At 61.3% G+C, this 25,493-nt stretch carries 24 protein-coding genes and 1 pseudogene; 14 read left to right on the top strand and 11 right to left on the bottom strand.

Features of this window, described 5'->3' with window-relative positions; genetic code table 11:
• Positions 1–871: 871 nt before the first annotated feature.
• The 3 genes from rpsT to mutM form a co-directional block, all read right to left on the bottom strand.
• Positions 872–1,147 carry a 30S ribosomal protein S20 gene (rpsT, locus tag ACK83U_RS18850; RefSeq protein ID WP_015338590.1) on the bottom strand — a complete coding sequence of 92 codons (276 nt, stop codon included), beginning with the start codon at positions 1,145–1,147 and terminating at the stop codon, positions 872–874.
• Positions 1,148–1,340: 193 nt separating this feature from the next.
• A complete protein-coding gene (locus tag ACK83U_RS18845) occupies positions 1,341–2,114 on the bottom strand; it encodes an enoyl-CoA hydratase (RefSeq protein WP_112336703.1) in 774 nt (257 codons plus the stop codon).
• Between the two features lie 54 nt (positions 2,115–2,168).
• Positions 2,169–3,059: a bifunctional DNA-formamidopyrimidine glycosylase/DNA-(apurinic or apyrimidinic site) lyase gene (gene mutM / locus ACK83U_RS18840; protein ID WP_112609361.1), complete on the bottom strand. Its 891-nt coding sequence runs from the start codon at positions 3,057–3,059 to the stop codon at positions 2,169–2,171.
• 142 nt (positions 3,060–3,201) lie between these two features.
• Between mutM and ubiE the strand changes: the two genes are divergently transcribed.
• The 9 genes and pseudogenes from ubiE (at position 3,202) to ACK83U_RS18795 (ending at position 14,138) form a co-directional block, all read left to right on the top strand.
• Positions 3,202–3,978 carry a bifunctional demethylmenaquinone methyltransferase/2-methoxy-6-polyprenyl-1,4-benzoquinol methylase UbiE gene (gene ubiE, locus ACK83U_RS18835; protein WP_112609359.1) on the top strand — a complete coding sequence of 259 codons (777 nt, stop codon included), beginning with the start codon at positions 3,202–3,204 and terminating at the stop codon, positions 3,976–3,978.
• 62 nt (positions 3,979–4,040) lie between these two features.
• The gene (gene ubiB / locus ACK83U_RS18830; RefSeq protein ID WP_112609357.1) at positions 4,041–5,615 is read left to right on the top strand and encodes a 2-polyprenylphenol 6-hydroxylase; all 1,575 of its coding nucleotides are present in this window, start codon (positions 4,041–4,043) and stop codon (positions 5,613–5,615) included.
• Positions 5,616–5,822: 207 nt separating this feature from the next.
• Positions 5,823–7,405: pseudogene (locus ACK83U_RS18825) on the top strand (aromatic amino acid lyase).
• A gap of 26 nt (positions 7,406–7,431) precedes the next feature.
• Positions 7,432–8,814: an amidohydrolase family protein gene (locus ACK83U_RS18820; protein WP_112609353.1), complete on the top strand. Its 1,383-nt coding sequence runs from the start codon at positions 7,432–7,434 to the stop codon at positions 8,812–8,814.
• Entirely contained in the window at positions 8,814–10,088 is a 1,275-nt protein-coding gene (locus tag ACK83U_RS18815; protein ID WP_112609351.1) for a Zn-dependent hydrolase, read from the top strand. Before ACK83U_RS18820 ends, ACK83U_RS18815 begins: the two co-directional genes overlap by 1 nt.
• Positions 10,089–10,091: 3 nt before the next feature.
• Complete coding sequence (locus ACK83U_RS18810; RefSeq protein ID WP_112609349.1) at positions 10,092–11,192, top strand: DUF917 family protein; 1,101 nt, start codon at positions 10,092–10,094, stop codon at positions 11,190–11,192.
• Between the two features lie 18 nt (positions 11,193–11,210).
• Complete coding sequence (locus ACK83U_RS18805; protein WP_112336711.1) at positions 11,211–11,540, top strand: TfoX/Sxy family protein; 330 nt, start codon at positions 11,211–11,213, stop codon at positions 11,538–11,540.
• Positions 11,541–11,738: 198 nt separating this feature from the next.
• Positions 11,739–13,400, top strand: coding sequence for a urocanate hydratase (locus ACK83U_RS18800; protein WP_112609468.1), 1,662 nt, complete (start codon positions 11,739–11,741; stop codon positions 13,398–13,400).
• A gap of 69 nt (positions 13,401–13,469) precedes the next feature.
• Positions 13,470–14,138 carry a hypothetical protein gene (locus ACK83U_RS18795; RefSeq protein ID WP_112609347.1) on the top strand — a complete coding sequence of 223 codons (669 nt, stop codon included), beginning with the start codon at positions 13,470–13,472 and terminating at the stop codon, positions 14,136–14,138.
• Positions 14,139–14,147: 9 nt separating this feature from the next.
• Here ACK83U_RS18795 and ACK83U_RS18790 read toward each other — a convergent pair whose 3' ends face one another.
• The 5 genes from ACK83U_RS18790 to ACK83U_RS18770 all read right to left on the bottom strand — a co-directional run bounded on the left by ACK83U_RS18790 (position 14,148) and on the right by ACK83U_RS18770 (position 17,141).
• Positions 14,148–14,552, bottom strand: coding sequence for a GFA family protein (locus ACK83U_RS18790; protein ID WP_112609345.1), 405 nt, complete (start codon positions 14,550–14,552; stop codon positions 14,148–14,150).
• Between the two features lie 5 nt (positions 14,553–14,557).
• On the bottom strand, positions 14,558–15,040 hold the full coding sequence (locus ACK83U_RS18785; protein ID WP_112609343.1) for an SRPBCC family protein: 483 nt from the start codon (positions 15,038–15,040) through the stop codon (positions 14,558–14,560).
• Positions 15,024–15,365 carry a metalloregulator ArsR/SmtB family transcription factor gene (locus ACK83U_RS18780; protein WP_112609341.1) on the bottom strand — a complete coding sequence of 114 codons (342 nt, stop codon included), beginning with the start codon at positions 15,363–15,365 and terminating at the stop codon, positions 15,024–15,026. Before ACK83U_RS18780 ends, ACK83U_RS18785 begins: the two co-directional genes overlap by 17 nt.
• 90 nt (positions 15,366–15,455) lie before the next feature.
• The gene (locus ACK83U_RS18775) at positions 15,456–15,842 is read right to left on the bottom strand and encodes a VOC family protein (protein ID WP_112609339.1); all 387 of its coding nucleotides are present in this window, start codon (positions 15,840–15,842) and stop codon (positions 15,456–15,458) included.
• A gap of 15 nt (positions 15,843–15,857) precedes the next feature.
• A complete protein-coding gene (locus ACK83U_RS18770; protein WP_112609337.1) occupies positions 15,858–17,141 on the bottom strand; it encodes an MFS transporter in 1,284 nt (427 codons plus the stop codon).
• A gap of 97 nt (positions 17,142–17,238) precedes the next feature.
• Here ACK83U_RS18770 and ACK83U_RS18765 point away from each other — a divergent pair, with 97 nt between their 5' ends.
• On the top strand, positions 17,239–18,114 hold the full coding sequence (locus tag ACK83U_RS18765) for a LysR family transcriptional regulator (protein ID WP_112609335.1): 876 nt from the start codon (positions 17,239–17,241) through the stop codon (positions 18,112–18,114).
• Here ACK83U_RS18765 and ACK83U_RS18760 read toward each other — a convergent pair whose 3' ends face one another.
• Positions 18,115–19,020 (bottom strand): LysR family transcriptional regulator, encoded by a 906-nt coding sequence (locus tag ACK83U_RS18760; protein ID WP_112609333.1) that lies wholly within the window; start codon positions 19,018–19,020, stop codon positions 18,115–18,117.
• A gap of 119 nt (positions 19,021–19,139) precedes the next feature.
• On the opposite strand from ACK83U_RS18760, the gene ACK83U_RS18755 reads away from it, so the two are divergent.
• Positions 19,140–19,904 carry an SDR family oxidoreductase gene (locus ACK83U_RS18755; RefSeq protein ID WP_112609331.1) on the top strand — a complete coding sequence of 255 codons (765 nt, stop codon included), beginning with the start codon at positions 19,140–19,142 and terminating at the stop codon, positions 19,902–19,904.
• Positions 19,905–20,044: 140 nt separating this feature from the next.
• On the opposite strand, the gene ACK83U_RS18750 is transcribed toward ACK83U_RS18755, so the two are convergent.
• On the bottom strand, positions 20,045–20,491 hold the full coding sequence (locus ACK83U_RS18750; protein ID WP_412474872.1) for an ester cyclase: 447 nt from the start codon (positions 20,489–20,491) through the stop codon (positions 20,045–20,047).
• Positions 20,492–20,704: 213 nt separating this feature from the next.
• Between ACK83U_RS18750 and coaBC the strand changes: the two genes are divergently transcribed.
• Positions 20,705–21,916, top strand: coding sequence for a bifunctional phosphopantothenoylcysteine decarboxylase/phosphopantothenate--cysteine ligase CoaBC (coaBC, locus tag ACK83U_RS18745; RefSeq protein WP_112609327.1), 1,212 nt, complete (start codon positions 20,705–20,707; stop codon positions 21,914–21,916).
• On the opposite strand, the gene ACK83U_RS18740 is transcribed toward coaBC, so the two are convergent.
• The gene (locus ACK83U_RS18740; RefSeq protein ID WP_112609325.1) at positions 21,903–22,718 is read right to left on the bottom strand and encodes a class II glutamine amidotransferase; all 816 of its coding nucleotides are present in this window, start codon (positions 22,716–22,718) and stop codon (positions 21,903–21,905) included. The two genes, coaBC and ACK83U_RS18740, sit on opposite strands and share 14 nt — an antisense overlap.
• Before the next feature lie 549 nt (positions 22,719–23,267).
• Between ACK83U_RS18740 and otsB the strand changes: the two genes are divergently transcribed.
• The gene (gene otsB / locus ACK83U_RS18735) at positions 23,268–24,062 is read left to right on the top strand and encodes a trehalose-phosphatase (protein WP_112609323.1); all 795 of its coding nucleotides are present in this window, start codon (positions 23,268–23,270) and stop codon (positions 24,060–24,062) included.
• Between the two features lie 47 nt (positions 24,063–24,109).
• Positions 24,110–25,486, top strand: a complete 1,377-nt coding sequence (otsA, locus tag ACK83U_RS18730) for an alpha,alpha-trehalose-phosphate synthase (UDP-forming) (RefSeq protein WP_112609321.1) — start codon at positions 24,110–24,112, stop codon at positions 25,484–25,486.
• Positions 25,487–25,493 lie beyond the last annotated feature (7 nt).

Below are 25,493 nucleotides of genomic sequence, written 5' to 3'. Positions count from 1 at the left end.
ATAGTGCCGCCTTCCAAAGTCTCTTTATAGGGCGGGAGCACATCACTGCCGCCCCTGGTTCTTCGCCATGGCATGACGATCGCGCTCGTTGTCCAAGCTGCGCCGCATACCGGTTCATCAGCCACGCCCGGCCAGCAGGCTTTACAGGAACACTGTGGCGAAAACCGCTCTTTAAAGCAGCATTCGTCTCGGCGTCTGTAACCGGAGCATCAATCGGCCCTCGTATTCCGATTGACCGCTCCAATGGCTGTCAATTTTTCTCCCCTCCCCGCAGCCGCGCCAATAATTTGGGCCGCAAAGGACAGACAAGCTTCCTCGTTCCGCAAGCGTCGCCGCTTCCGGTTCTTACTCGTCAACTGTTTGAAAAAACGGAACTGAACCGCTCCGTCACAAGAGACAAAACCACCTCCACCGCCATACGTAACGGTGTTTGCCGAAGCCGTTTAAGGTGAAATCCGCGCCCCTTGTTGAAATCCATTTAGGCAGGATCGAGGGCAGATATCAACGATGAATTTTACACAAAATTAAGAGGCGGCCATTGACTCAGGAGGCCATTTTTGACTGTCACAAGCCCTTCAAAAAAGAATCGCTGTTGAATCAAAGAGATTCCTGTCGAGCGCGATTCCCACAGCTTTCAAAAGAAAAAAAATAAAATATCCCTTGACTCAGTTGTGAGCCGGCAATGCGTCATGCAGATCACCCAGCGCTGAGATATCCTGCCGTAAGCCATTGTTTTAAAATGTATATTTCTGTCACGTCACTGACATGATCGAGCAGTCAATTTTGGCAATACGGCATTTTTTTGGCTGAATCCAAAAAGCCCGGCGCGAGGGCCGGGCTTAATACTAACGATAGACTCGTTAACGAAAGATTATGCAGTCGGGGCCGAAAGGGCCTTCACACGCTTGGCAAGACGCGAAACCTTGCGGGAAGCGGTGTTGGCGTGAAGCACGCCCTTCTTTGCCGCGCGAGCCAGTTCCGGCTGAGCAGCAATGAAAGCTGTCTTTGCGCGATCCGCATCACCCGATGCGATAGCTTCTTCGACCTGGCGAACGAACGTGCGAACGCGCGAGCGACGAGCCTTGTTGACATCGGTGCGGCGGGCGATCTTACGGGTCGCTTTTTTCGCCGAGGTAGTATTGGCCATGTATGCCTCTCTTAGAATTCGAACAAAACTCCATCGTTGCGGCGTAGGCCCCATGGCCACTTCATCCAGCAATGCGGGAGCAATTGCGGAAAACCAGAGCGGCTTTCCAAACTGTGGCGGGCATATAACCGGAATGAGCCGCGGCGTCAACGCGGATTCTCGCCAAACCCGCGTAATTCCGGAATCTTGGTCCCTACCGGTTCTTGAAGGCTGGCTTGCGCTTCGCGACGAAGGCCGCCATGCCCTCCTTCTGATCCTCTGTGGCGAACAGGCTGTGGAACAGGCGGCGTTCGAAGCGTAGTCCCTCCTCGAGCGTGGTTTCGAAGGCACGGTTGACCGCCTCCTTGGCCATCATCACGGCGGGACCGGAATAAGAAGCGATCTTGGCGGCGGCGGCCAGCGCCTCGTCGAGCAGCTTGTCTGCCGGTACGACGCGCGCCACAAGGCCGGAACGCTCCGCCTCTGCCGCATCCATCATCCGGCCCGTCAATATCAGGTCCATCGCCTTGGCCTTGCCGACCGCACGCGTGAGACGCTGCGAGCCGCCCATGCCAGGGATGACGCCGAGCGTGATTTCCGGCTGGCCGAATTTGGCGGTTTCCGAGGCGATGATGAAATCGCACATCATCGCCACTTCGCAGCCACCGCCGAGCGCAAAGCCGCTGACCGCCGCGATGACAGGCTTGCGGGCATTGGCAATCTCGGCCCAGCCGCTGAAAAAGTCATTCTTATAAGCGTCGACGAAATCGAGCGATTGCATTTCCTTGATGTCGGCGCCGGCAGCAAAGGCCTTTTCCGAACCGGTGAGCACGATCGCACCGATGGCATCGTCAAGATGAAGAGCGGCATAGGCTTGCTTGAGCTCGGAAAGGACCGTTGAATTCAGCGCGTTCAGCGCCTGCGGCCGATTGATCCGGACGAGGCCGACAGCCCCATGAGTTTCGACAATGAGGGTTTCGTAAGCCACTTCTCTCTCCCTTTAAATCAGCTCTGGCCCTTTAAATCACCTTTGGCCCGTCAATCAGCCTTGGCAGGAGGCGCAGTAGAAAGAAGAGCGCCCCGCCTGGACGATGCGACTGACCGTACCGCCGCAGCCGGGCGTACTGCAAGGCTGGCTTTCACGATCATAGACGGAAAAGGAATGCTGGAAATAGCCGAGCGAACCGTCCGTCTGGATATGATCGCGCAGCGACGAGCCGCCTGCGGCTATCGCATCGGCAATGACCTCGCGGATCGCCTCGACCAGCGCCAGCAGCGCTTCGGTCGGTTTGCCGGTATCCATCACCAGCGTGCCGGCGGCGCGCAACGGCGACAGGTGGGAGCGCCACAGCGCCTCGCACACATATATATTGCCGAGACCGGCGATGTTCTTCTGGTCCAGCAGCGCGCTCTTCAGCGGCTGCGCCTTACCGCCAAAGCGCTTAGCCAGATAGTCCGCGCTCAGTTCATTGCCCGTGGGTTCCGGCCCGAGATCACGGAAGAAGGGATGGCTGGCCATCTCGGCCCGCCGGACGAGATCCATGAAACCGAAGCGGCGCGGGTCATTATAGATGACGCGCGCATCGCCGCTTGCACCCGCCAGATGGAAGAGGACGTGATCGTGCTTCTCGTCCTTGGAGCGGGGATGATGGAAGGTTCCCAGCGTCTCGGCCGCAGCACCTTCCTCCACCCGGAACGAGCCGGACATGCCGAGATGCGCGACGATCGTCTTGCCGTCGTCGAGATCGATCAGCAGGTATTTGGCCCGGCGCGACAGCGACGCGATGCCGCGGCCCGCAACGGCCTGCGCGAAATCGGCCGGGAAAGGAAAGCGCAAATCGTTGCGGCGCAGCTCCAACTCCTTCAGAACGGCACCCTCCATGGAAGGCGCAAGGCCCCGTCTGACGGTTTCGACCTCTGGTAATTCCGGCATGGCTATCCATCTTTATGTTTCAACCGCTTATGATCTGAGCTATAGCCCAAGGCATTGCGGCTGGTGATCTGGCTGATGAGATAGCGTGGCAAACGCGATTTCGCTATGGTCCGCCGCTTAATTGTGTAACGGAGTTGAGCCGATGGCAGACAGCCGCACCTCCGCCGATGGCGGCATGGAAACATCCTATGGCTTTCGCGAAGTAGCCGATGGCGAAAAGCAGGGCCTCGTCAACGAGGTGTTCCACAAGGTCGCCAAGCGCTATGACGTCATGAATGACGTCATGTCCATGGGCATGCATCGCGCCTGGAAAGACGCGATGATATCAGCGCTCAACCCGCGCAAGGAGCCTGGTTACAAGGTGCTCGACGTTGCCGGCGGCACGGGCGATATCGCCTTCCGCATCGTGGAAGCCTCGAACCGCCTGGCACATGCAACGGTGCTCGATATCAACGGCTCGATGCTGGCCGTCGGCGCCGAGCGGGCGGAGAAAAAGAAGCTTTCCGACAATCTCACTTTCGTCGAAGCGAATGCCGAGGAACTGCCTTTCGAGCCGAACTCCTTCGACGCCTATACGATCGCTTTCGGTATCCGCAACGTGCCGCACATCGATGTTGCATTGAAGGAGGCCTATCGCGTCCTGAAGCGCGGCGGCCGGCTGCTCGTGCTCGAATTCTCCGAAGTCAATCTGCCGCTGCTCGACCGTGTCTACGACGCCTGGTCCTTCAATGCCATTCCGAAGTTCGGCAAGGCGATCACCGGCGATGCCGAGCCCTATCAATATCTGGTGGAATCAATCCGCAAGTTCCCGAACCAGCAGGACTTCGCGACGATGATCCGCGAGGCCGGCTTCTCGCGCGTGAGCTTCACCAACTACACCGGCGGCATCGCCGCGCTGCACTCCGGCTGGAAGCTCTGAAGCATGATGTCGAGCCACATGACGCGGCCGAAGGTTTCCGCTCGTCAGGACTTTGAGGTGCTATGAGTGCTTTCAGCGCATATTTCGGCCTTGTTCGGGTCGGCTGGGTGCTCGTGCGCGAAGGCGTGGTCATGGCGCTGCCATCGGAAGGGCTGCCCCCCTCCATCAGCCTCGCCAAGTCCTTCGTCAGCATCTTCGCCCGCCGGAAGGCGAAGAGCCAGGCGCGCAGCGACCGGCTTGCCCAAGCGGTCGAGCGGCTCGGCCCTTCCTATGTGAAGATCGGCCAGTTCCTGGCGACGCGCCCCGATGTCGTCGGCGTGGATATGGCGAACGACTTATCGCAGCTTCAGGACCGCATGGCCTTCTTCCCGCATGAAACGGCGACGGCAGCCATCGAGTCTTCGCTCGGCCGGCGGATCGACGATCTCTACGCCAGCTTTGACGCGCCGATCGCCGCCGCGTCGATAGCGCAGGTGCATCCGGCCGAAATCGAGACGGCAGAGGGCCGCAAGCGCGTTGCCGTCAAGGTGGTCCGGCCAGGAGTTCGTCAGCGCTTTTCTAACGATATCAAGGCGATGTATCTGGTTTCACGGCTGCAGGAGCGGTTCATGCCCTCCAGCCGGCGTCTTCGCCCGGTGGAAGTGACCAAGACGCTCGAGCAGACCACCAAGGTCGAGATGGATCTGCGGCTGGAAGCGGCCGCGCTCTCCGAGATCGCCGAAAACACCGAAAAGGATCCGGGCTTCCGCGTTCCGAAAGTCGACTGGGAACGCACCGGCCGCGACGTCATCACCATGGAGTGGATCGACGGCGTGAAGATGTCCGACGTCGAGGGGCTGAAGGCGGCCGGCCACGATCTCAACGCGCTCGCCGATACGCTGATCCAGTCCTTCCTGCGCCATACGCTGCGCGACGGCTTCTTCCACGCCGACATGCATCCCGGCAACCTTTTCGTCGATGCAGCGGGCATGATCGTCGCTGTCGACATGGGGATCGTCGGGCGATTAGGGAAGAAGGAACGCCGCTTCCTCGCCGAAATCCTCTACGGTTTCATCACCCGCGACTATATCCGGGTGGCCGAAGTGCATTTCGAAGCCGGCTATGTACCTGCGCATCACAATACGGAGAGTTTTGCGCAGGCCATCCGCGCGATCGGCGAGCCGATCCATGGCCAGCCGGCCGAAACCATCTCCATGGGCAAGCTTCTGACCTTGCTCTTCGAAGTAACGGAACTCTTCGACATGGAAACGCGGCCCGAGCTGGTGATGCTGCAGAAGACCATGGTCGTGGTCGAGGGCGTATCGCGCATGCTCAATCCACGCTTCAACATGTGGAAGGCCTCGGAACCGGTCGTCGGCGACTGGATTCGCACCAATCTCGGCCCGAAGCGGATCATGACAGATTTGAAGGACGGTTTGAAAGCGGCCGTGAAGCTCGCCGAAGCCGCACCCGAGATTGCCGCGAAGACCGAGAAATTCCACCACGAACTGCTGCATATGAGCGAAAACGGCCTGCGTTTCGATCCGCAGACGGCGGAAGCGATCGGCAAGGCCGAGGCCAAGCACAGCCGCTCCGGCCGACTCGCGTTGTGGGTGATCGCACTGGCGCTTCTCTACATCGCCTGGCACCTGAGCTGATCGCAAAGTTTTCCGAGCTTCTTCCTCGCCTTGGCCCAATAGCTCGGCCGGGGCGGGAAGCCATATGCGCGCGCAAACATAGAGTTGCGCAACGTACGCACTCGCCTCAAAATCAGTCTGTCTGGCACGGATCAAGGTGTTCGCCATTTGGGATATCCCATTGACGATAAGGCTCGCATAGCCTTGCAAAAAAGGAGAACAGCAGAGATGGAGCGTCAGAGAGCCGGTATCGAGCTCAGCGGACAACCCCTTGGGTTCAGCGATCTGGTGCGGATCGGAGCGGGGACTGTCCTGCCGTCGGCGTCGGAGAGCGGCATGGCTCGCGTACGCTTGGCACGCGGCGTTCTCGAAAGCACCATTCAATCGGGGATGCCGGTTTACGGCTCTACGACCGGTGTCGGAGCCATGAAGGATGTCGAATGGTCTCCTGAAGATCTCGAGCCTTCAATCTCGGCCTCGTGCGCGCCCATCATTTCGGTACGGGCGCGCCCTTTTCCATGTCGGTCGTTCGCAATGCGATGGCGATCCGGGTAAATACCGCTTTGACCGGCAAGGTCGGTTGCTCGCAGGAGCTGATCGAAGCCTATCTGCAGCTGCTCAGCGCGGATGTCATTCCTGTCGTCAGGCGAACGGGCTCGATCGGCTGCGCGGATATCGGCCTGATGGGGCAGATTGGCGCTGTGCTGACCGGTGTTGGCGAGGCCGTCTATCGAGGGCGGCGCATGCAGGCTGCCGACGCTTTCAGCGCCGCCGGCATAGATCCTCTCAGGATGCTGCCGCGCGACAGCCTCGCCTCGCTCAGCGTCAATGCCGTCAGCTTCGCCGCCGCGGCGGAAACCACCCGCAATGCCGCCTCGTCGATTCGCGTACTGCTCGCGACCGGCATGATGGCCGCCGGCGCGCTCGGTGCTTCGCGCGATCCCTGGATTTCCGTGCGCCATGTCGGCACCGCCCGCGAGGCTCTGATCGGCGCCTGGCTCTGCAATGCCTCGGAAGAATGGCCCTGGCCGGTCGCGACCCATGTGCAGGACCCGCTGAGCCTGCGCATGATTGCCCAGGTCTTCGGCGCGGTCATCGAAAACCTTTTGACGGCAGGCCACAAGATTCTCGCCGCCACGGGCCGCTCGGACGATAATCCCGTCATCGTAGACGGCCGCGTCATGACCTCGGGCGGCTCCCTTCCGCTCGATGTCACCATTCTGCTTGAAGCCGCCGTCATCTGCATGGCGCATGCCGCCCGCAACGCCTTCAACCGCTGCGTGCTGCTCGGCAACGGCCAGCGGCGTGGCTTGCCGGTCAATCTCGTGCCGGAAGGGAAGATCGCGACCGGCTTCGGCCCCATCATCAAGCTCGCCGGCGAGATCTTCTCACGTGTTCTGTCCATGTCTAATCCGGTCTCGGCCCAGTCGCTCGTCGTGGCGGCTGGGATGGAAGACGAGGCCGCCTTCCTGCCGCTGGTCATCGAACGTTTTGAACGGCAGATGCGCGCGCTGAAGCGCCTGGCGGCCCTGGAAGCCCTGCTCTCGGCCCAGGCGATGGACATTCTCGGCGACAAGCCGGAAGGCGTGGCACGCATGCTCTACGAGGTCGTGCGCAAGCATGCGGATTTCTACGTGGTCGACCGGCCGCTTTCGGCCGAGGTCGAGGCGATCGAGGAGGAACTGGCCTCCGAGTCCTTCGTCTCTGAACTGATCGCGCATAAGCCGATCATCGCCTATGATGATTTCTTCGCACTTGGCTCGCTGGAGCGGGTCGAAGAGCGGCTTTATCGCGACACGATTGCCATCTGAAGCAACGACGAGCGGAGGGAACGCACATGGCCGATTTCGATCTTATTCTGCAGGGCACCGTAGTTCTGCCCGAGCGTATCGTGGAAGCCGGCTATGTCGCCGTGCGCGACGGCAAAATCGCCGAGGTCGGCATTGGCGTGCCGCCGCCAGCGCGTGAGCGGCACTTGCTCGGCAAGGCGCTGATTCTGCCTGGCGCAATCGACGCGCAGGTCCATTCCCTTTCCCAGAAGGACCAGGAGGATTTCATCTGGTCGACGCGCTCGGCAGCCGCTGGCGGCGTGACCACGATCGTCGACATGCCCTACGACGAAGGCAATCTCGTCTGCTCGGCAGCAGCGGTGAAGAAGAAGATCGACCACGCCGCGCCGCAATCGCGCGTCGATTTCGCCCTTTACGGCACGGTCGATCCGGAAGAAGGCCCCGCGCGCATCGCTGAAATGGTTGAGGCTGGCGTTGCCGCCTTCAAATTCTCCACCTTCGGGACCGATCCGAAGCGTTTTCCGCGCATTCCGCCTGCCCTGCTCGATGCCTGCTTTGCCGCGATCGCCCCAACGGGCCTGACCGCCGGCGTCCACAACGAAGATGACGAAGCGGTGCGCACCTACATGGAGCAGGTCAAGGCAAGCGGCGTCACCGACTATCGCGCCCACGGCCTGTCGCGCCCGCCGATCACCGAGCTGCTTGCCATGCACACGATCTTCGAGACCGGCGCGGATACCGGTTGCCCGGCGCATGTCGTGCATTGCTCGCTCGGCCGCGGCTATGACATCGCCCGCGCCTATCGCCGCGACGGCTTTGAAGCGACGGTCGAGTGCTGCATCCATTACCTGACGCTCGACGAGGAAAACGATGTGCGGCGCCTCGGCGGCAAGGCGAAAATTAATCCGCCGATCCGCCCGCGTGCCGAAGTGGAAACCTTGTGGCGCAAGTTGGCGGAAGGCAATGTCTGGCTCGTCTCGACCGACCATGTCAGCTGGTCGGAAAACCGCAAGACCGATCCGGACATGCTGGCGAATGCGTCCGGCGTGCCGGGACTGGAAGTCATGGTGCCGCTCTTCGTCAAGGGTGCTCTGGAACGCGGCGTGCCGCTCACCTGGGCTGCGAAACTGATGGCGGAGAACCCGGCTAAGCATTTCCGTCTCGACCACACCAAGGGCGCACTGACGCTGGGCAAGGACGCGGATATCGTCGTACTGGAACCGCGCGAAATGGTTTACGACGCGGCGGCAAGCGGCAACAATGTCGTCGGCTGGAGCCCCTATAATGGCATTCGCCTGCCCTGGACTGTGTCCGCCGCCTACCTTAGAGGCAAGCAGATCACCGAGGGGCAGAAGGTGCTGGCCGAACCCGGCTCCGGCAACTTCGTCCGTCCCTTGCCTCGCCAAATTCTCGCCGGAGATGCAGCCTGATGACCGAAACCAAGCGCCACAACCTGCCCGTAAACGCTGATCGTATCGCCGAGGATATCGATGCTCTGGCAAGGATCACCGATCCGGGCCATCCTTGGACGCGCCGCGCCTTCTCCCCGCTCTTCCTGGAAGGGCGTGCCTATATCGAGGCGCGGATGAAAGCGGCAGGACTTGAGACCCGCATCGACGCCGCCGGCAACCTGATCGGCCGGCGCGCCGGTGCCAAACCCGGCCTCGGCATAATCCTTGTCGGCTCACATTCCGACACCGTTCCCGATGGCGGCCGCTTCGACGGCATAGCCGGTACCATTGCCGCGCTGGAAGTCGCGCGCTCCCTGAAGGATCGCGGCATCGAACTGGACCATGATCTGGAGATCGTCGATTTCCTCGCAGAGGAAGTCAGCATCTTCGGCGTCTCCTGCATCGGCAGCCGCGGCATGACAGGGCAGATTCCAGAGGCATGGCTCTCCCGCACGAGCGGCGACCGCACGCTTTCGCAGGGCATTGCCGAGGTTGGCGGCGATCCCTCCATGTTGCTCTCCCAGAAGCGGCCGGATCTAGCCGGCTTCCTGGAGCTGCATATTGAGCAGGGCCCTGTGCTGGAAGCCGAGAACAAGGATATCGGCATCGTCACCGCGATCGCCGGCATTACCCGTATCGAAATCACCGTGGAAGGCCGCGCTGATCACGCCGGCACGACGCCGATGGACCGTCGCGCCGACGCGCTGGTGGCCGCTTCGCAGCTCGTACTCGACATCAGGAGCCGCGCGGCTGAACAGGCAAAGACGCCGGGCCATTTCGCCGCGACCGTGGGCGAATTCCGCATCGAGCCGAATGCCGCCAATGTCGTGCCCTCGAAGGTCGTGCTGCTGATCGATGGCCGCGCCGAAATCCGCAGCGACATGGAGGATTTCCTGGCCTGGATCGACGGTGAGGTGAAGACCATCGCTGCCGATTATGGCGTGACGATCAACCCGCCGGTGCGCGTCTCCGACAACATGCCGACGCCGGGCGCTCCCGTACTGCTCGAAACGCTGGAGCGCGCCTGCGAGACTGTCGGCGCCAAGCATCGCCGCATGGCCTCAGGCGCCGGCCACGACACGGCCTGGATCGCCAAGGTTGCGCCTGCTGCGATGATCTTCGTGCCCTGCAAGGAAGGCCGCAGCCATTGCGCCGAGGAATGGGCCGAGAATGACGACATCGCCATGGGTGCTGCCGTGCTCTTCGAAGCGGTGCGCGACATGGACAAGAACCTCAAACAGAACCGGGAGTAGCCGATGGGACGCGTACTCGTTGCCAAGGATGTGGAAGCGGCCGTTAAGGGTGGCTCCGTTTATGCCGCAGGCGGTGGCGGTTGGGCAGATCACGGCCGCATGCTCGGCTATGCGGCCGTCAATGTCGGCAAGCCGGAGTTGGTGTCGATCGAGGAATTGAACGACAATGACTGGATCGCCACGGCGGCGGCCATCGGCGCACCGGCCTCCACGACCCCCTGGGAAATGCAGGGCATCGACTACGTGAAAGCCGTGCAGCTCCTGCAGGACGAGCTTGGAGAGAAGCTTTCCGGCCTGATCATCGGCCAGAACGGGCGGTCCTCGACGCTGAACGGCTGGCTGCCGTCGGCGATCCTCGGAACGAAGGTGGTAGACGCGGTGGGCGACATCCGCGCCCATCCGACGGGCGACATGGGCTCGATCGGCATGGCGGGTTCGCCCGAGCAGATGATCCAGACCGCCGTCGGCGGCAACCGCGCCGAGAACCGCTATATCGAGCTCGTCGTGAAGGGTGCGACGGCGAAGATTTCGCCGATCCTGCGCGCCGCATCCGACCAGTCCGGCGGCTTCATCGCGTCCTGCCGCAACCCCTTGCGCGCCTCTTACGTCCGCACGCATGCGGCGCTCGGCGGCATCTCCATGGCGCTTTCGCTCGGCGAAGCGATCATCGAGGCGGAAAAGAAGGGCGGCAGCGCCGTCATAGACGCCATCTGCAAGACGACCGGCGGCCATATCCTGGCGGAAGGTACGATCACCAAGAAAGACGTCGTCTACACGAAGGAAGCCTTCGATATCGGCACCATCACGGTCGGCTCCGGCGAGAAGGCTGTCATCATGCATGTGATGAACGAATACATGGCGGTCGAAGATGCCGGCGGCAAACGGCGCGCGACCTTCCCTTCCGTCATCACCACGCTGTCGCCGGAAGGCGAGCCCTTGAGCGTCGGCCAGCTGCACGAGGGCATGAACGTCTTCATCCTGCATGTGCCGATGGATATCATTCCGCTCTCTGCCAGTGTGCTCGACCCCACGGTCTATCCCTCCGTCGAGAAGGCCATGGGCATCGAGATCGCCAAATACGCCCTGGCCGGCAAGAAAGGCTGAAAAGCACAGGAGGCTTGAATGGCCCGTGATGCCGGTCTCGAGGAATTGCTGAGAGAGGAGCTCGGGCAACGCCCCGGGCTCAGCGAGAAGGCAATGTTCGGCGGCTGGGCCTTTTTGCTCAATGGCCATCTGCTGTGCGGCGCGCGCGAAGACGGGATGCTGATCCGCCTTGGCAAAGGCAACGATGCCTGGGCACTCGAGCAGCCTGATGTCAAACCCATGCTGTCGCGCGGTCGGGAAATGCAGGGATGGGTGCGCGCCGGGCCGGAGGCCTATGGCAACGACATGCTGCGCAAGCGGCTGCTCCTGGCCGCGCTGAATTTTGTCGAGGGCTTGCCGCCGAAATGAATGAGTATTGAAGAGCACTCCTCTTCTCCCCAGCGGGGAGAAGATGTCCGCAGGACAGATGAGGGGGTGAGCGACGAAGGAGCGAACGTCTGAGCGGTAAGCAAAGACGGTATCTGCCGAGCCGCCCCCTCATCCGACCCTTCGGGCCACCTTCTCCCCGAGGGGGAGAAGGGGAGGCATCAAACAAGAGGGAAATCCATGCCGAAAGCCAATCCACGTCACCCGAAATTCCCAATCCCGGGCGGGCCGGAGCTGCGTGCCAAAGGCTGGCGGCAGGAGGCCCTGCTGCGCCTGCTCGAAAACGTGCTCTCGGTCGGCGAAGATCCGGACAATCTCGTCGTCTACGCCGCCCTCGGCAAGGCTGCCCGCAATTGGGCAGCGCACAAGGGCATCGTGAAGGCGCTCACCGAAATGGATGAGAACCAGACGCTGCTCATCCAATCCGGCAAACCGATCGGCCTCATCCGCACGCACGACAAGGCACCGCTGGTCATCATGGCGAACTGCAACATCGTCGGGCAATGGGCGAAGGCGGAAGTCTTCTACGAACTGCAGCGTAAGGGCCTGATCTGCTGGGGTGGTCTGACGGCCGGCGCCTGGCAATATATCGGCAGCCAGGGCGTGATCCAGGGCACCTACGAAATCTTCATGCGCATCGCCGAGCGTCGCTTCGGCGGCGACCTCTTCGGCCGCTTCGTGCTGACGGCCGGTCTCGGTGGCATGGGCGGCGCACAGCCGCTTGCCGGCCGCATGGCGGGCGCTGCCATCCTCTGCGTCGATATCGATGCCGAGCGCGCCAGGAAGCGCCAGGACATCGGCTATCTGCAGGAAATCGCCCCGGATCTCGATTCCGCGCTGGCGATGATCGATGCGGCGGTCAAGGAGAAGCGGGCGCTTTCCGTTGGGCTGGTCGGCAATGCGGCCGAGATCTATCCCGAGATCGCACGGCGCGGCATCGTGCCCGATATCGTCACCGATCAGACCTCAGCCCACGATCTCGTCTACGGCTATGTACCGAAGGGCATGAACCTGCAGCAAGTTCGGGACTTGCGCGATGATGGTCAAGGGCAGCTGATGGCAGCAAGCCGCGCCTCGATCGTCGAGCATGTGAAGGCAATGCTGGACTTCCAGAAAAAGGGCTCCGAAGTCTTCGACAACGGCAACCTGATCCGCACCCAGGCGAAGGAAGGTGGCGTTGCGAACGCCTTCGATATCCCGATCTTCACCGAAGCTTATCTCAGGCCGCTCTTCTGCCGCGCTATCGGCCCGTTCCGCTGGATGGCGCTTTCCGGCGAGGAAAGCGATATTGCCCGCATCGACGATCTGCTGCTCGAAATGTTCCCGGACAACAAGATCATCACCAACTGGATCAAGCTTGCCCGCCAGCATGTGCCCTTCGAAGGTCTGCCGGCCCGCATCGCGTGGCTCGGCCATGGCGAGCGCACGGCGCTGGCCCGCCGCGTCAACGAGCTCGTTGCAAGCGGCGAGCTGAAGGGGCCGATCGCTTTCTCGCGCGACCATCTCGATGCCGGCGCCATGGCGCATCCGAACATCATGACCGAAGGCATGAAGGACGGCTCCGACGCCATCGCCGACTGGCCGCTGATCGACGCCATGATGCTCTGCTCGTCCATGGCCGATCTCGTCGTCGTCCATTCCGGCGGCGGCGGCTATGCCGGCTATATGACCAGCTGCGGCGTCACCGTGGTTGCCGACGGCACGGATGCCGCCGACGAGCGGCTCGACCATGCTCTGACCAACGATACAGCGCTTGGCGTCATGCGCTATGCGGATGCGGGCTATGAGGAAGCGCTGGACGAAGTTGCGAAAAAGGATGTGCCCTATATCCGTTTGGGATAAGCGCGTCTGTTCTTGGCGAGATTGAGAGACTATGGTCCCCGGCAACTTCAGAAGAATTGAGAATTGCCCGTGATCCCCTGGACCTTGCTCGACACTGCGAAAATCCCCGGCGGCGGCGAGCTGCGACTGAAGCAGCGCGGCCAGGAATTTTCCATCATGCTCGGCACCAACGAGCTGATGAACAGCCGTTTGAGCGGCTCCGAGCGCGCGCTTGCCACGCTTTCCTGCGAGAAGATCAGAGGCCGGAAGGCACCACACATACTGATCGGCGGCCTCGGCATGGGGTTTACCTTGCGCGCGGCGCTCGGTGAACTCGGTGCGGATGCGAAGGTCACGGTTGCCGAGCTTGTTCCGGCAGTCGTTTCATGGGCGCGCGGGCCGATGGCAACAGTCTTCGACGGCTGCCTCGACGACCCGCGTGTTGCCATTCATGAGGGCGACGTGCGTCCGCTCATCCGCGCAAGCAAGGCAACATACGATGCTATCCTGCTCGATGTCGACAACGGCCCGGATGGCATCACGTCCGAAGCCAATGATGGTCTTTATGACTATCATGGCCTGAAGGCAGCGCGCGATGCGCTGCGGCCCGGCGGCGTACTCGCGGTCTGGTCGTCGGGACCTGACGAGCGCTTTACGAGGCGGCTGCGCGGCAGCGGCTTTACCGCCGAAGTGGTCAACACACGCGCCAACGGCAAGACAGGCGCGCGTCACGTGATCTGGCTGGCCACCAGAGGCTAAGCCCTCGCGCTAGAGATAACGTGTTTCTTCTGGCGACCGATCGAAGCGGTCGGCGCGGCCATCGAAATAGCCGACAGGAAGCGAGGCGAGCTCTTTATCGGTGGCATCATCCAGGCAGCTAATGCTGATCGCATAGAACTTGCCGCCGAGGGCTGGATTTTCACCCCAGTTGAAGGAGCTGATGCCGCATGTCTTACAGAAGAGGTGATGTAGCGTCCGCGGGCCGAACTGATATTCGCCAATGTTGTCTTCGCCTGAGGTCAGGCGAAAATCGGCTGGTGTGGCGACAGCCAGCCAATTGCGCTTCTTCTTGCAGATCGAGCAATTGCATTTGAAGGTGCCGCCCTGCAGATCGAGATCGGCTTCGTAGCTCACAGCGCCGCAATGGCAGCTTCCATGATAGGTCTTCTTCATCACTCTCATCCTTCCCTTGAGGTGGCTTCTGCGTAAGCGACGTATTTATCGAGGGCTTGCTCCCATCCGCCGGTCTGCAATCTAAGCTCGGTATCGTCGGGCAGCTCGACCTTGCGGAAGACGAGGCGCGTCTTCTCGCCAAGCTCATGAAACTCCACGGTCACCTGCATCGGATGTTCGGGCCTACCCTCCTGGTTTTCCCAGGCGAAAGTAAAGACGAGACGCTCGGGCGGGACGATCTCCAGATAGCGGCCATGGCTCCAATATTCCTTGCCTTCCGGCGTAAGAATGCAGTGCCGCCAAGCGCCGCCTTCCTTGAGATCGATGGAGACGGACGGCGCCGTCATGTTTTGCGGTCCCCACCAGCGCATCAGATGTTGCGGTTCCGTCCAGAGGCGAAACAGCAGGGCACGCGGCGCGGCAATCTCGCGGGTCAGCACGATCTCGCGCCGCGGCCGCACGCTGCCGCCCTCAGTTGCTGGGGTCATTCTTTCCTCCCTTTTGCAATAGTGCCGCGTAGTCCTCCAGGCGATCGAGATTGTCGTTCCAGAACTGACGGTAATTCTCCAGCCAGTCATCCACTTGCCGAAGCGGCTTCGGCTCCAGCCGGCAAGGCCGCCATTGCGCCTCCCTCCCCTTCGAGATCAGGCCGGCTTTTTCCAGCACCTTCAGATGCTTGGAGACTGCGACCAGCGACATATCGAAAGGTTCGGCCAGTTCGGAAACGGACGCCTCGCCACTCGCCAACCGTGCCAGGATCGCCCGGCGGGTCGGATCTGCCAGGGCCGAGAGGGTCATGCTCAACGCATCCATGCGACTTTCTAAACCTATCAGTTAATTAACTTATAGATTTAATATAGGCCGCAAGCGAGTGATGTCAAGAAGCACCTGCAGCGTGCGATCTCAGGAAACGATGTTGGAAACTTCGATCAGATTCCGGTCCGGATCACGAAAATAGACCGAGAGAATGGGACCGGTCGCACCGGTTCGGGGAACGGGACCTTCCGTGATCGCAACACCCTCGGCCTTCAGGTGAGCAACGATGTCATCGAGCGGCGTGGTGCTGATGAAGCAGAGATCGGCCGAACCCGGTGTCGGGCGGTCAGCCTTGGGCTCAAACTCATGTCCGGCGCGATGCAGGTTGATCTTCTGATTGCCGAAGGTCAGAGCCTTGCGGCCCTCCCCGAAAGTTTCGACACCCATACCGAGGACACGGGTATAGAAATCGCAACTCTCCTCGATGCTCGCAACCGTGAGCACCAGGTGATCGAGATGGTCGATACGGATCATGGTGGCCTCCTGGGCTCAGCGACGCGCCAGCCTGGCAACGGCAAGAGCGCTGGCGAGACAGAGTGCCAGCATGACCAGGATGAAGGCAACCACGGCATTCCAGCCATCGGCAAGCCAGAAATAGCCGCCGACCGAGCCGGCAATGCTGGAGCCGAGATAATAGGCGAGCAGGTAGAGCGAGGAGGCGTGCCCCTTGAAGCCATCGGCCAGCCGTCCCACCAGCGCACTGGCGACGGAATGGGCCATGAAGAAGCCAATCGTCACCAGCACGATGCCGAGAATGATCAGCGGCAAGGAGCTTGAAAGCGTCACCGCCGCACCGACTGCTGCGATCAGCACACCAATCGGCAGCACGATGAAATGGCCGATGCGATCGCCGAGGAGGCCTGCAGCCCACGAGGCGACGATGCCGAAGAGATAGGCGGTGAAGATCAATCCAAGCTCGGTCTGGTTGAGATCATAGGGATCGGCGACGAGACGGAAGCCGGCATAGTTATAGACCGTTACGAAGGAGCCCATGACGAGAAAGCCAATGGCAAAGAGCAGCGGCAGCGCCGCATTGCCAAAATGACCGCTCCAGGCCTTCACATGGAAGCTGGCATCGAAGCCCTTTCGCGGCGTAAAATTGCGCGACGGCGGCAGCAGATAGAGGAAGCCGATGGCGGCGATCAGGCCGAGAATGCCAACCGTTGCCAAAGCCGGCCGCCAGCTCAGATATTCGGCGATCGTGCCGGTCACCACGCGCCCGGCCATGCCGCCGAAGGCGTTGCCGGCGATATAGAGGCCCATGGCACCGCCGAGGCCGCGCGGTTCGATCTCCTCGGCCAGATAGGTCATGGCGACGGCCGGCACGCCGCCCAGCAGAAAGCCTTCGAGCGCGCGAACGGCAAGCAGCATATGCCAGCTCGGCGATACCGAGCAGACGAGCGTACAGATGGCCGCGCCAAGCAGCGAGATGAACATCAGGCTGCGGCGGCCGAGGCTTTCGGAAACGGCGGCGGCACCGAAGATCGCGAAGGCCAGGAAGCCGGTCGAAAGCGATAGCGACAGCGAGCTTGCAGCGGGCGTGACACCGAAATCCTCGGAAAAGATCGGCATCAGCGGCTGCACGCAATAAAGCAGCGAGAAGGTGGCAAAGCCCGAGAGAAACAGCCCAATGGTGGCGCGGCGGAAGGCAGGCGTGCCGCGCGTCAGGAATTGGCGAGGCTTCGCCGGCGGCTCGCTCCTGACGAGTGTCAATTCGGGACTGGACGGAACTTCGGAAGCAGTGATTGCCTGCTGTCTAGCGGCGCGAAACATGGGGGCACCCAACCTTTCTTGCCCTGAAATCTAGCCAGATCAGCTCCATTAGTCCAATATATGGAACAGGCGATCTTGATAGCTTTTGGAGATAGCGATGGAGCTGCGTCATATTCGCTATTTTCTGGCGCTGGCCGAAGCGGGAAACTTCACCCGTGCGGCAGCCAAACTCGGTATCGGCCAGCCGCCGCTCAGCCAGCAGATCCGGGACCTGGAAAACGAAGTGGGTGCGCAGCTGTTCCACCGCGTGCCGCATGGTGCGGAACTGACGGTGGCCGGCGAGGCATTTCTCGCGGAAGCGAAAATGGCGGTCGATGCGGCGGAAAAGGCAAAGCTCGCCGCCCAGCGCGCCAATCGCGGCGAGATCGGCCGCCTGTCGCTCGGCTTCACCGCCTCTTCCGCCTTCAACACCATCGTCACATCAACCATTCGCGAGTTTCGGCGGCACTGGCCGGAAGTGCTGATATCGCTGACCGAGATGAACACCAATGCGCTGATGGAGCGGCTCATGCGCGGCGAGATCGACGCTGCCTTCATTCGCCCGGGCCTGGAAGATCCGCGCGACGTGCGGCTGAAGCGCTTTGCCGATGAGCCGATGCTGATCGCACTGCCGGCCCATCATCCGCTGGCAAGTAAGGAACGCGTGCCGGTTGCGGCGCTCGCGGGCGAACCCTTCATCCTCTTCCCGCGCATGGTGGGGCTGAGCCTCTATGACGATATCGTCGCCGCCTGCCGCGAGGCGGGCTTCGATCTCGTGGTGACACAGGAAGCGCCGCAGATCCCATCCGTCGTCAATCTCGTCGCCGCAAACTTAGGCGTTTCCATCGTTCCGGCTTCGATCGCGCAAATCAAGCTCGACGGCGTCGCCTATCGGCAAATCGATGGGCCGCCGGTCGTAGCGCGGCTCGGCCTTGCCAGCCTCAAGGCGCAGCGATCGCCCGTCATCGCCAACCTCATGAGTCTGATTGGTTAGTTACGTGCTCCGCTCCCAATAGGGCGGATCGCCAAAAGCCTTCTTCAAATGATCGGCCATTGCCCGAAGCTTGGCCGAGGGATTGCGACCTTCGGGATGGGCCATAAAAATGAACTCCGGCTCCGGCCGGTAGCCGACATCGATCTCTACGAGCCTCCCCTCCCTCGCTGAAGGCCCGGCGATGAAGGCGGGCAGCAAGGCAATACCAAGCCCGGCAATCGCGGCATCGTGGAGGACATCGCCATTGTTCACGCCCAGCGCCAGCTTGGCACGGATGACGACAGCGCCCTCTGGCCCCTCGAAGCGCCAGTCGGCGACACCGCGATTGGTGTAAAAAATACCGCGATGACCCTCGAGATCGGAGAGCGAAGCGGGTTTGCCGTTGCGGCTGAGATAATCCGGTGACGCAACGAGAAGGCGGCGGCTGCGGGCAAGCTTCCATGCGACGAGGCGCGAGTCGGCAATCAGGCCGTGGCGAATGATCGCGTCGTAACCGTCCGAGGCGGCATCTACGCGGCGATCGTCGAGATCGAGCGTCAACTCGATCTCCGGATGCGCGGCGAGAAACGGATAGAGAGCCGGCCCCAGATGCAGGCGGCCAAAGGTGACGGGTGCTGCAATGCGCAGCGGTCCCATCAGCATGCCGCGCCGCTCGGCAAGATCGGCCGCCGCCTCGCGAACCTCCTGTGCGATGCGGGTCGCGCGCTGCAGAAAGGCAGTGCCATCCTCGGTCAGGGTCAGCTTGCGGGTCGTGCGGTGAAGCAAGGTCGCCCCCAACGCCTTTTCCATTTCCGACAGGCGCTCGCTGACGACGGATTTCGACAGACGCAGCCGTCGCGCCGCCTCGCTGATCGAGCCCGCCTCGGCTACAGTCACGAACGTCACGATCCCGTCGATCTTCAACATCGTTCGGAAACTCCGAATTCGAATTCCTCTTTTTGAAGACTAATCCGAACGATCGGAAAAGGCCATCTTCCACGTATCGGACAAACCGAAAGACACGTCCTCACACAGGAGATGGAACAATGAACCGCTTGAATGGAAAAGTTGCAATCGTCACCGGCGCCAGCTCCGGCATTGGCCGCACTACGGCAAAACTCTTCGCCGCCGAAGGCGCCAAGGTTATTGTCGGCGCTCGCCGCGCGGCAGAGCTGGAAAGCCTCGCCGCCGAGATCAAGGCCGCCGGCGGAGAAGCAGCCGTCTTGGCTGGTGACGTACGCTCGGAAGACTACCACAAGGCGCTGGTCGCCCTTGCTGTCGAGCGCTACGGCAAGCTCGATATTGCTTTCAACAACGCCGGCACGCTCGGCGAGGCCGGTCCCAGCACCGAGATTTCGGAGGCAGGTTTTTCCGAAGCGCTGGCGATCAACCTCACCGCATCTTTCCTCGCCGCCAAGCACCAGATTGGCGAAATGATCAGGCATGGCGGCGGTTCTGTGATCTTCACCTCGACGTTCGTCGGCCATACCGTCAGCTTCCCTGGCGTTGCCGCCTATGCCGCCAGCAAGTCCGGCCTGATCGGCCTGACGCAGACGCTGGCCGCCGAATTTGGCCCGCAGAATGTGCGCGTCAATGCCATACTGCCGGGTGCCGTCGATACCGATATGTATCGAGACATGAACGATACGGCTGAAAAGCAGGCGTTCATAACCAATCTGCATGCGCTGAAGCGCGTTGCCGGCCCGGAAGAGATCGCTCGCTCGGTCCTTTATCTTGCCTCCGATGATGCGAGCTTCGTCAGCGGCACGGCTTCGCTCGTCGATGGCGGCCTGTCGATCACGCGTACCTGATCGAATATTTGGCCGACGCAATCGCGCCGGCAGCTTCGAAACGCGGACATGATCCCGTAACATAGGCAACGGTTGCGGGATCATGTCGCTCGAATGCTTTGAATGAGCCGCCGACTCTATTCCCCTTACGGCTTTTCCGTTCAGAACATCGTATTATTGTTCATGGATTTCTCGGGGATCGGCTGCACCGAATCCCAATGTTCCTGGATCTTGCTGTCTTCGACGCGGAAGATATCGACGATGGCGCTGCCACGATCGCCCGGCTGGCGAATGGCATGGACGCGCAGGATCACATAATCGCCATCGACCATCACGCGCTTGATCTCGCTCTTCGACTGCGGATAGTTCTTCTTCAGATAATCCAGAAAGCCGCGCAGGCCTTCGGGGCCATCGGCGGCAAGAGGATTATGCTGGATGTACTTGCCGAGATACTTTGAAGCCGCGTCGAAATCCTTGTCGTTCAGCGCCTTCTGGTAGAAATCCAGAACGATCTCCTTGTTCTTCTGCTCTTGCGGCGAATAGGCACGCTCGGCAAAGGCCGGCATGGCAGCGGCCAGGACCGGCAGGGCGATGACAGCGACTTTCATCAGTTTCAAGACGTTGCTCCTTTGCTCGTTAACGTGTTCACCTTTGTCGAGGCCAAGGGTCCGCGCAAATGACAAGGGCGTGAGGGCGATGTGATTGTCTGCCGGAATAGCGGGAAAGGACGGCTCACAACCGTAATGAGAGAATGCCGCGATTGCCTATGACACACCAAAGGCTTAGGCTTATCAGCAAAAGAACAGGCGACGGGTTCAGGCATGGTTCTCGCAGGAAAGCGCATCCTCCTCATCATCTCCGGCGGCATCGCGGCCTACAAGAGCCTCGATCTCATCCGCCGGCTGCGTGAACGCGGCGCGAGTGTGCGGCCCGTCATGACAGCGGGTGCGCAGGAGTTCATCACGCCGCTTGCCGTCGGCGCGCTGGCCGCCGACCATGTCTTTACCGATCTGTTTTCACGAGAGGATGAGCAGGATGTCGGCCATATCAGGCTGGCGCGCGACTGTGATCTCGTGCTGATCGCGCCGGCGACTGCCGATCTGCTCGCCAAGATGGCAAATGGGCTGGCCGATGATCTCGCCTCGACAATATTGCTCGCCACCGACCGGCCCGTGCTCGCAGCCCCCGCGATGAACCCGAAGATGTGGGCGCATCCGGCGACGAAGCGCAATGTCGAGACGCTACGCAGGGACGGTATTACCTTTGTCGGGCCGATGACCGGTGAAATGGCCGAGAGCGGCGAGGCCGGCGCCGGCCGGATGGCCGAACCGCTTGATATCGTCGGGGCGGCGGAGAGACGGCTGGACGACGGTGCAAAGCCGCTTGCCGGCAAGAAGGCGGTCGTCACCTCCGGGCCGACGCATGAGCCGATCGACCCCGTGCGCTATATCGCCAACCGTTCGTCTGGACGGCAGGGCCATGCGATTGCGGCAGCGCTTGCCGCCCTTGGCGCCGATGTTACCCTCGTTTCGGGCCCTGTCACCATACCCGATCCGGTCGGTCTTACCGTCATCCATGTCGAGCGAGCTGATGAGATGCGCGATGCCGTTTTGGCGGCCCTTCCGGCCGATATCGCGGTGATGGTGGCCGCTGTGGCCGACTGGCGCGTCGCCTCCGCATCGGACCAGAAGATCAAGAAGCATCCGGGCGAATCGATCCCGACTTTGGCGCTCACGGAAAACCCCGACATTCTGAAAACGGTCGGCCATCACACGCAGCGGCCGAAACTGGTCATCGGCTTTGCCGCCGAAACACAGGATGTCGAGAGCAATGCCCGCGCGAAGCTGGAGCGCAAGGGCGCCGACTTCATCGTCGCCAACGACGTCTCACCCGCAACCGGCATCATGGGCGGCACAAGAAACAGGGTGAAGATCATCAGCCACACCGGGGTTGAACAGTGGCCCGATCTCGACAAGGATGAAGTGGCGGTGCGACTGGCAGCGCTGATATCGGAACAGTTCAAGCAGAGATAGCAGCCGGCGCCCTGATCTCTCCGGCGGCACGCTCTTCCGGCTGGAAAGGCGTGACATGGACACCGGTATCGTCGATCATGACGGCGCTGCCGTCTGGAATCTCACGCCAGGCATCAACGTCGTCATTCAACGGCTCGGAAACGAGGCAATACCCCAAGCCGACGGGCGAGGCATAGAGTGTCGGCGCCTTGCGGTCGGTGGCATAGCGGATGGCGTAGAGCGACTTGCCGTCGGAGAAGGCCGCGGTGAAGCGCACCAGCACCGAACCGGTCAAATGCAGCGAGAGCCCTTCGACAAAGCCGATGGTCTGAGCGATCGCTGTGATCGGATTCGTCGCCAGGCCAAACTGCATCGCCAGCAGAAACAGAAGCTCGGAATCGGTCGTGCCGCTGCGGGCATGGAAGAGCTTGTCATCGAGCATGGCTTCCATCGGCCGGCGCAGGCGGTCGAAATTGGAAATCTGGCCATTGTGCTGGAACGACCAGTTTTCGAAAACGAAAGGATGGCAATTGTCGCGGCGCGTGCCGCCGCCGGTGGCCGCACGGACATGGGCGAGGAAGAGCGGCGAGCGGATCTGCCGCGCCAGGCTCTTCAGATTGCAATCGGACCAGGCCGGCAGGATATCGCGGTAACGGCCCGGTTCCGGCCGGTCGCCATACCAGGCGATGCCGAAACCGTCACCATTGGTCGCCGTCTTGGCGCGCGTGGCGCAATGGGATTGTTCGATCAGGGAGTGGGCGGGCGAAGACACCAGCTCCTCCAGATAGAGGGGGTCTCCACGATAGGCTGCCCAGCGACACATGCGTCTCTCACTCCGATTCCTGCTGTCTTCCTGTCCCGCGGGAGAATGGCAAATCTTGGACGATTGTTTATGCGGAATGGGTAATAAAGTCTTAATTTTCCATGCAGTGCGGCGCAAGATGACAGATATTTGACGCTTCGTCCGTTCACGTTTCGCATCGCAACATTTTCGTCGTGAAGGCCGCTACGGCAGGACTCTTGCTCGAGATGCGGCGGGCAACACATTTCACAGCGACAATAAGTGTGAAGCTCCCCAAGACTGTGCCTCTTGCATCAAGTCAAATTTGAGCTACGTTAAGCTTGTCTGAAACGTAACGAAAGGAAGGTGATCCAATGTCTAGTGAGATTTCGGTCTTTGTATACGGCATGGAAATGGTTGTGAACGTTGCGAGGCAGCCCTCGCTCTGACCAACACCTTCCCGAAGCGTTCGCCGCTTCAGGCCAGTTACGGGCCAAAGCTCATGGGGGGTCGCCTAAGGCGACCCCTTTTGATTTTCAGCCGTTCGTTTTTTTCCTTGCCAAACGGGAAGAGCGCCTTAGCTAACCCAGCATGTCTTCTCAGGAACAGCCCGAACAGGGTGAAGCCAAGCCGAGGCCGCTGAACGAGCCGGCCCTTACCGCACTCTCATTGTATCCGCAGGACTGGGCCTTGTTCCTCGATATCGACGGAACCCTGCTCGATCTCGCCGAAAGGCCGGAAGCGATTGTCGTGCCCAACTATCTGCCCGGCACGCTGCATGCGCTCTCCCGCCAGCTCGGCGGCGCACTGGCCTTGGTCACCGGCCGCGCCATCGAATTCGTCGATCCCCTTTTTGCGCCCTTCCGCTTTCCCGTTGCAGGCCTCCATGGCGCAGAACGGCGTGATGCGGCCGGACGGCTGCGCCGTGCGCATATCCCGCCCGCCTTTCAGGCGATGAAGCAAACCATTGCCTACGAGGCCCAAGCCTGGCCGGGCGCCATCGTCGAGGACAAAGGGGCGGCGGTTGCGGTCCACTTCCGCCATGCACCTGCATATGAGTCCGAGATCGGCGAAGCCATGCAGCGCCATCTGGAGGAAGCGGGTCCCGACTGGAACCTTCAACGTGGCAAAATGGTCCTAGAAATCTGCCCTGCCCACGCCAGCAAGGGACATGCCGTCGAGGCGTTTCTGTCAGAAGCGCCCTTCGAAGGACGCCGTCCGGTCGCGATCGGCGACGATGTGACCGACGAGACGATGTTTGCCGCCGCCAATCGTCTCGGCGGCCAATCCGTGCGCATCGGCGACGCGAACGGAAAAACACTGGCACGTGCATCCATTGGCTCACCTGCGCGTTTAAGGGACGTGCTGGGAACGCTCGTCAAGTAATTTTCGATCATGGCGATGTCTCCCAGACTTCTCGAAAGGAAGAATTCGTGAGTCGACTCATCATTGTTTCTAATCGTGTTTCCGTACCCGACCATAAAGGCGCCGCTGCGGCAGGTGGCCTTGCGGTGGCTCTGCAGGCGGCGCTCGCCGAGCGCGGCGGCATCTGGATGGGCTGGTCCGGCAAATCGAGCGGCGACGCGGAGCCTGAGCCGCTGCGGATGACGCAGGACGGCAACATCACCTATGCGCTTACCGATCTGACCCAGACCGATGTAGAGGAATATTATCAGGGCTTTGCCAACCGCGTGCTATGGCCGATCTGTCATTACCGGCTTGATCTCGCCGAATATGCCCGCAAGGAAATGACGGGGTATTTCCGCGTCAACCGCTTCTTTGCCCACCGGCTCGCACCTCTGATCGAACCCGACGATATCATCTGGGTGCATGACTATCATCTCATCCCGCTTGCAGCGGAGCTGCGGCAGATGGGCCTGAAGAACCGCATCGGCTTCTTCCTGCATATTCCCTGGCCACCGGCCGATGTCGTGCTCGCCATGCCGGTGCACGAGGAGATCATGCGGGGCCTTTCCTCCTACGACCTGCTCGGTTTTCAGACGGACCATGATCTTGAGAACTTTGCAGGCTGCCTGAAGCGCGAGGGGATGGGCATCGAGAAAAGTCCGGGCCATTTCAGCGCTCACGGCCATGATTTTCGCGGTGGCGCCTATTCGATCGGCATCGAGACGGCGGGCTTTGCCGAATTCGCCCGCAAAGCAGCGTCGCACAGCATGGTGCAGAAAGTGCGCCAAAGCATCGAAGGCCGCGACCTCATTCTCGGCGTCGACCGGCTCGATTACTCCAAGGGCATCACGCAGCGCATCGATGCCTTCGAACGTTTCATCACCAACAACCCCGCCCACCAGCGCAGCATCACCTATCTGCAGATCACGCCGAAATCTCGCTCGGAAGTCCCCGAATATGAGGCGATGCAGAACGCGGTTGCCGAACAGGCGGGCCGGGTCAATGGCGCGATCGGCACGGTCGACTGGGTGCCGATCCGCTATATCAATCGCTCGATCAGCCGCCCGATCCTGGCAGGCCTTTACCGGATTGCGAAGGTCGGGCTGGTAACTCCCTTGCGCGACGGCATGAACCTGGTCGCCAAGGAATATGTCGCGGCGCAGGACCCGGACAATCCCGGCGTGCTGGTGCTATCGCGCTTTGCCGGCGCGGCGCGCAAGCTGAAGGGCGCTCTGCTGGTCAATCCCTATGATGTCGACGGCACCGCCAATGCGCTGGCGCGCGCCATCAACATGCCGCTGCAGGAGCGGCAGGAGCGTTGGCGCGGCATGATGGACTATCTGCTGGAAAATGACGTGTCGCGTTGGTGCGAGACGTTTCTTGCCGATCTTACGGCGGAATAGAGCATGA

Source organism: Rhizobium sp. WW22, assembly GCF_047041135.1.
GTDB lineage: Bacteria > Pseudomonadota > Alphaproteobacteria > Rhizobiales > Rhizobiaceae > Rhizobium.
The sequence above is the reverse complement of the archived record's forward strand: the minus strand, read 5'-3'. Positions and strand labels throughout refer to the sequence as shown.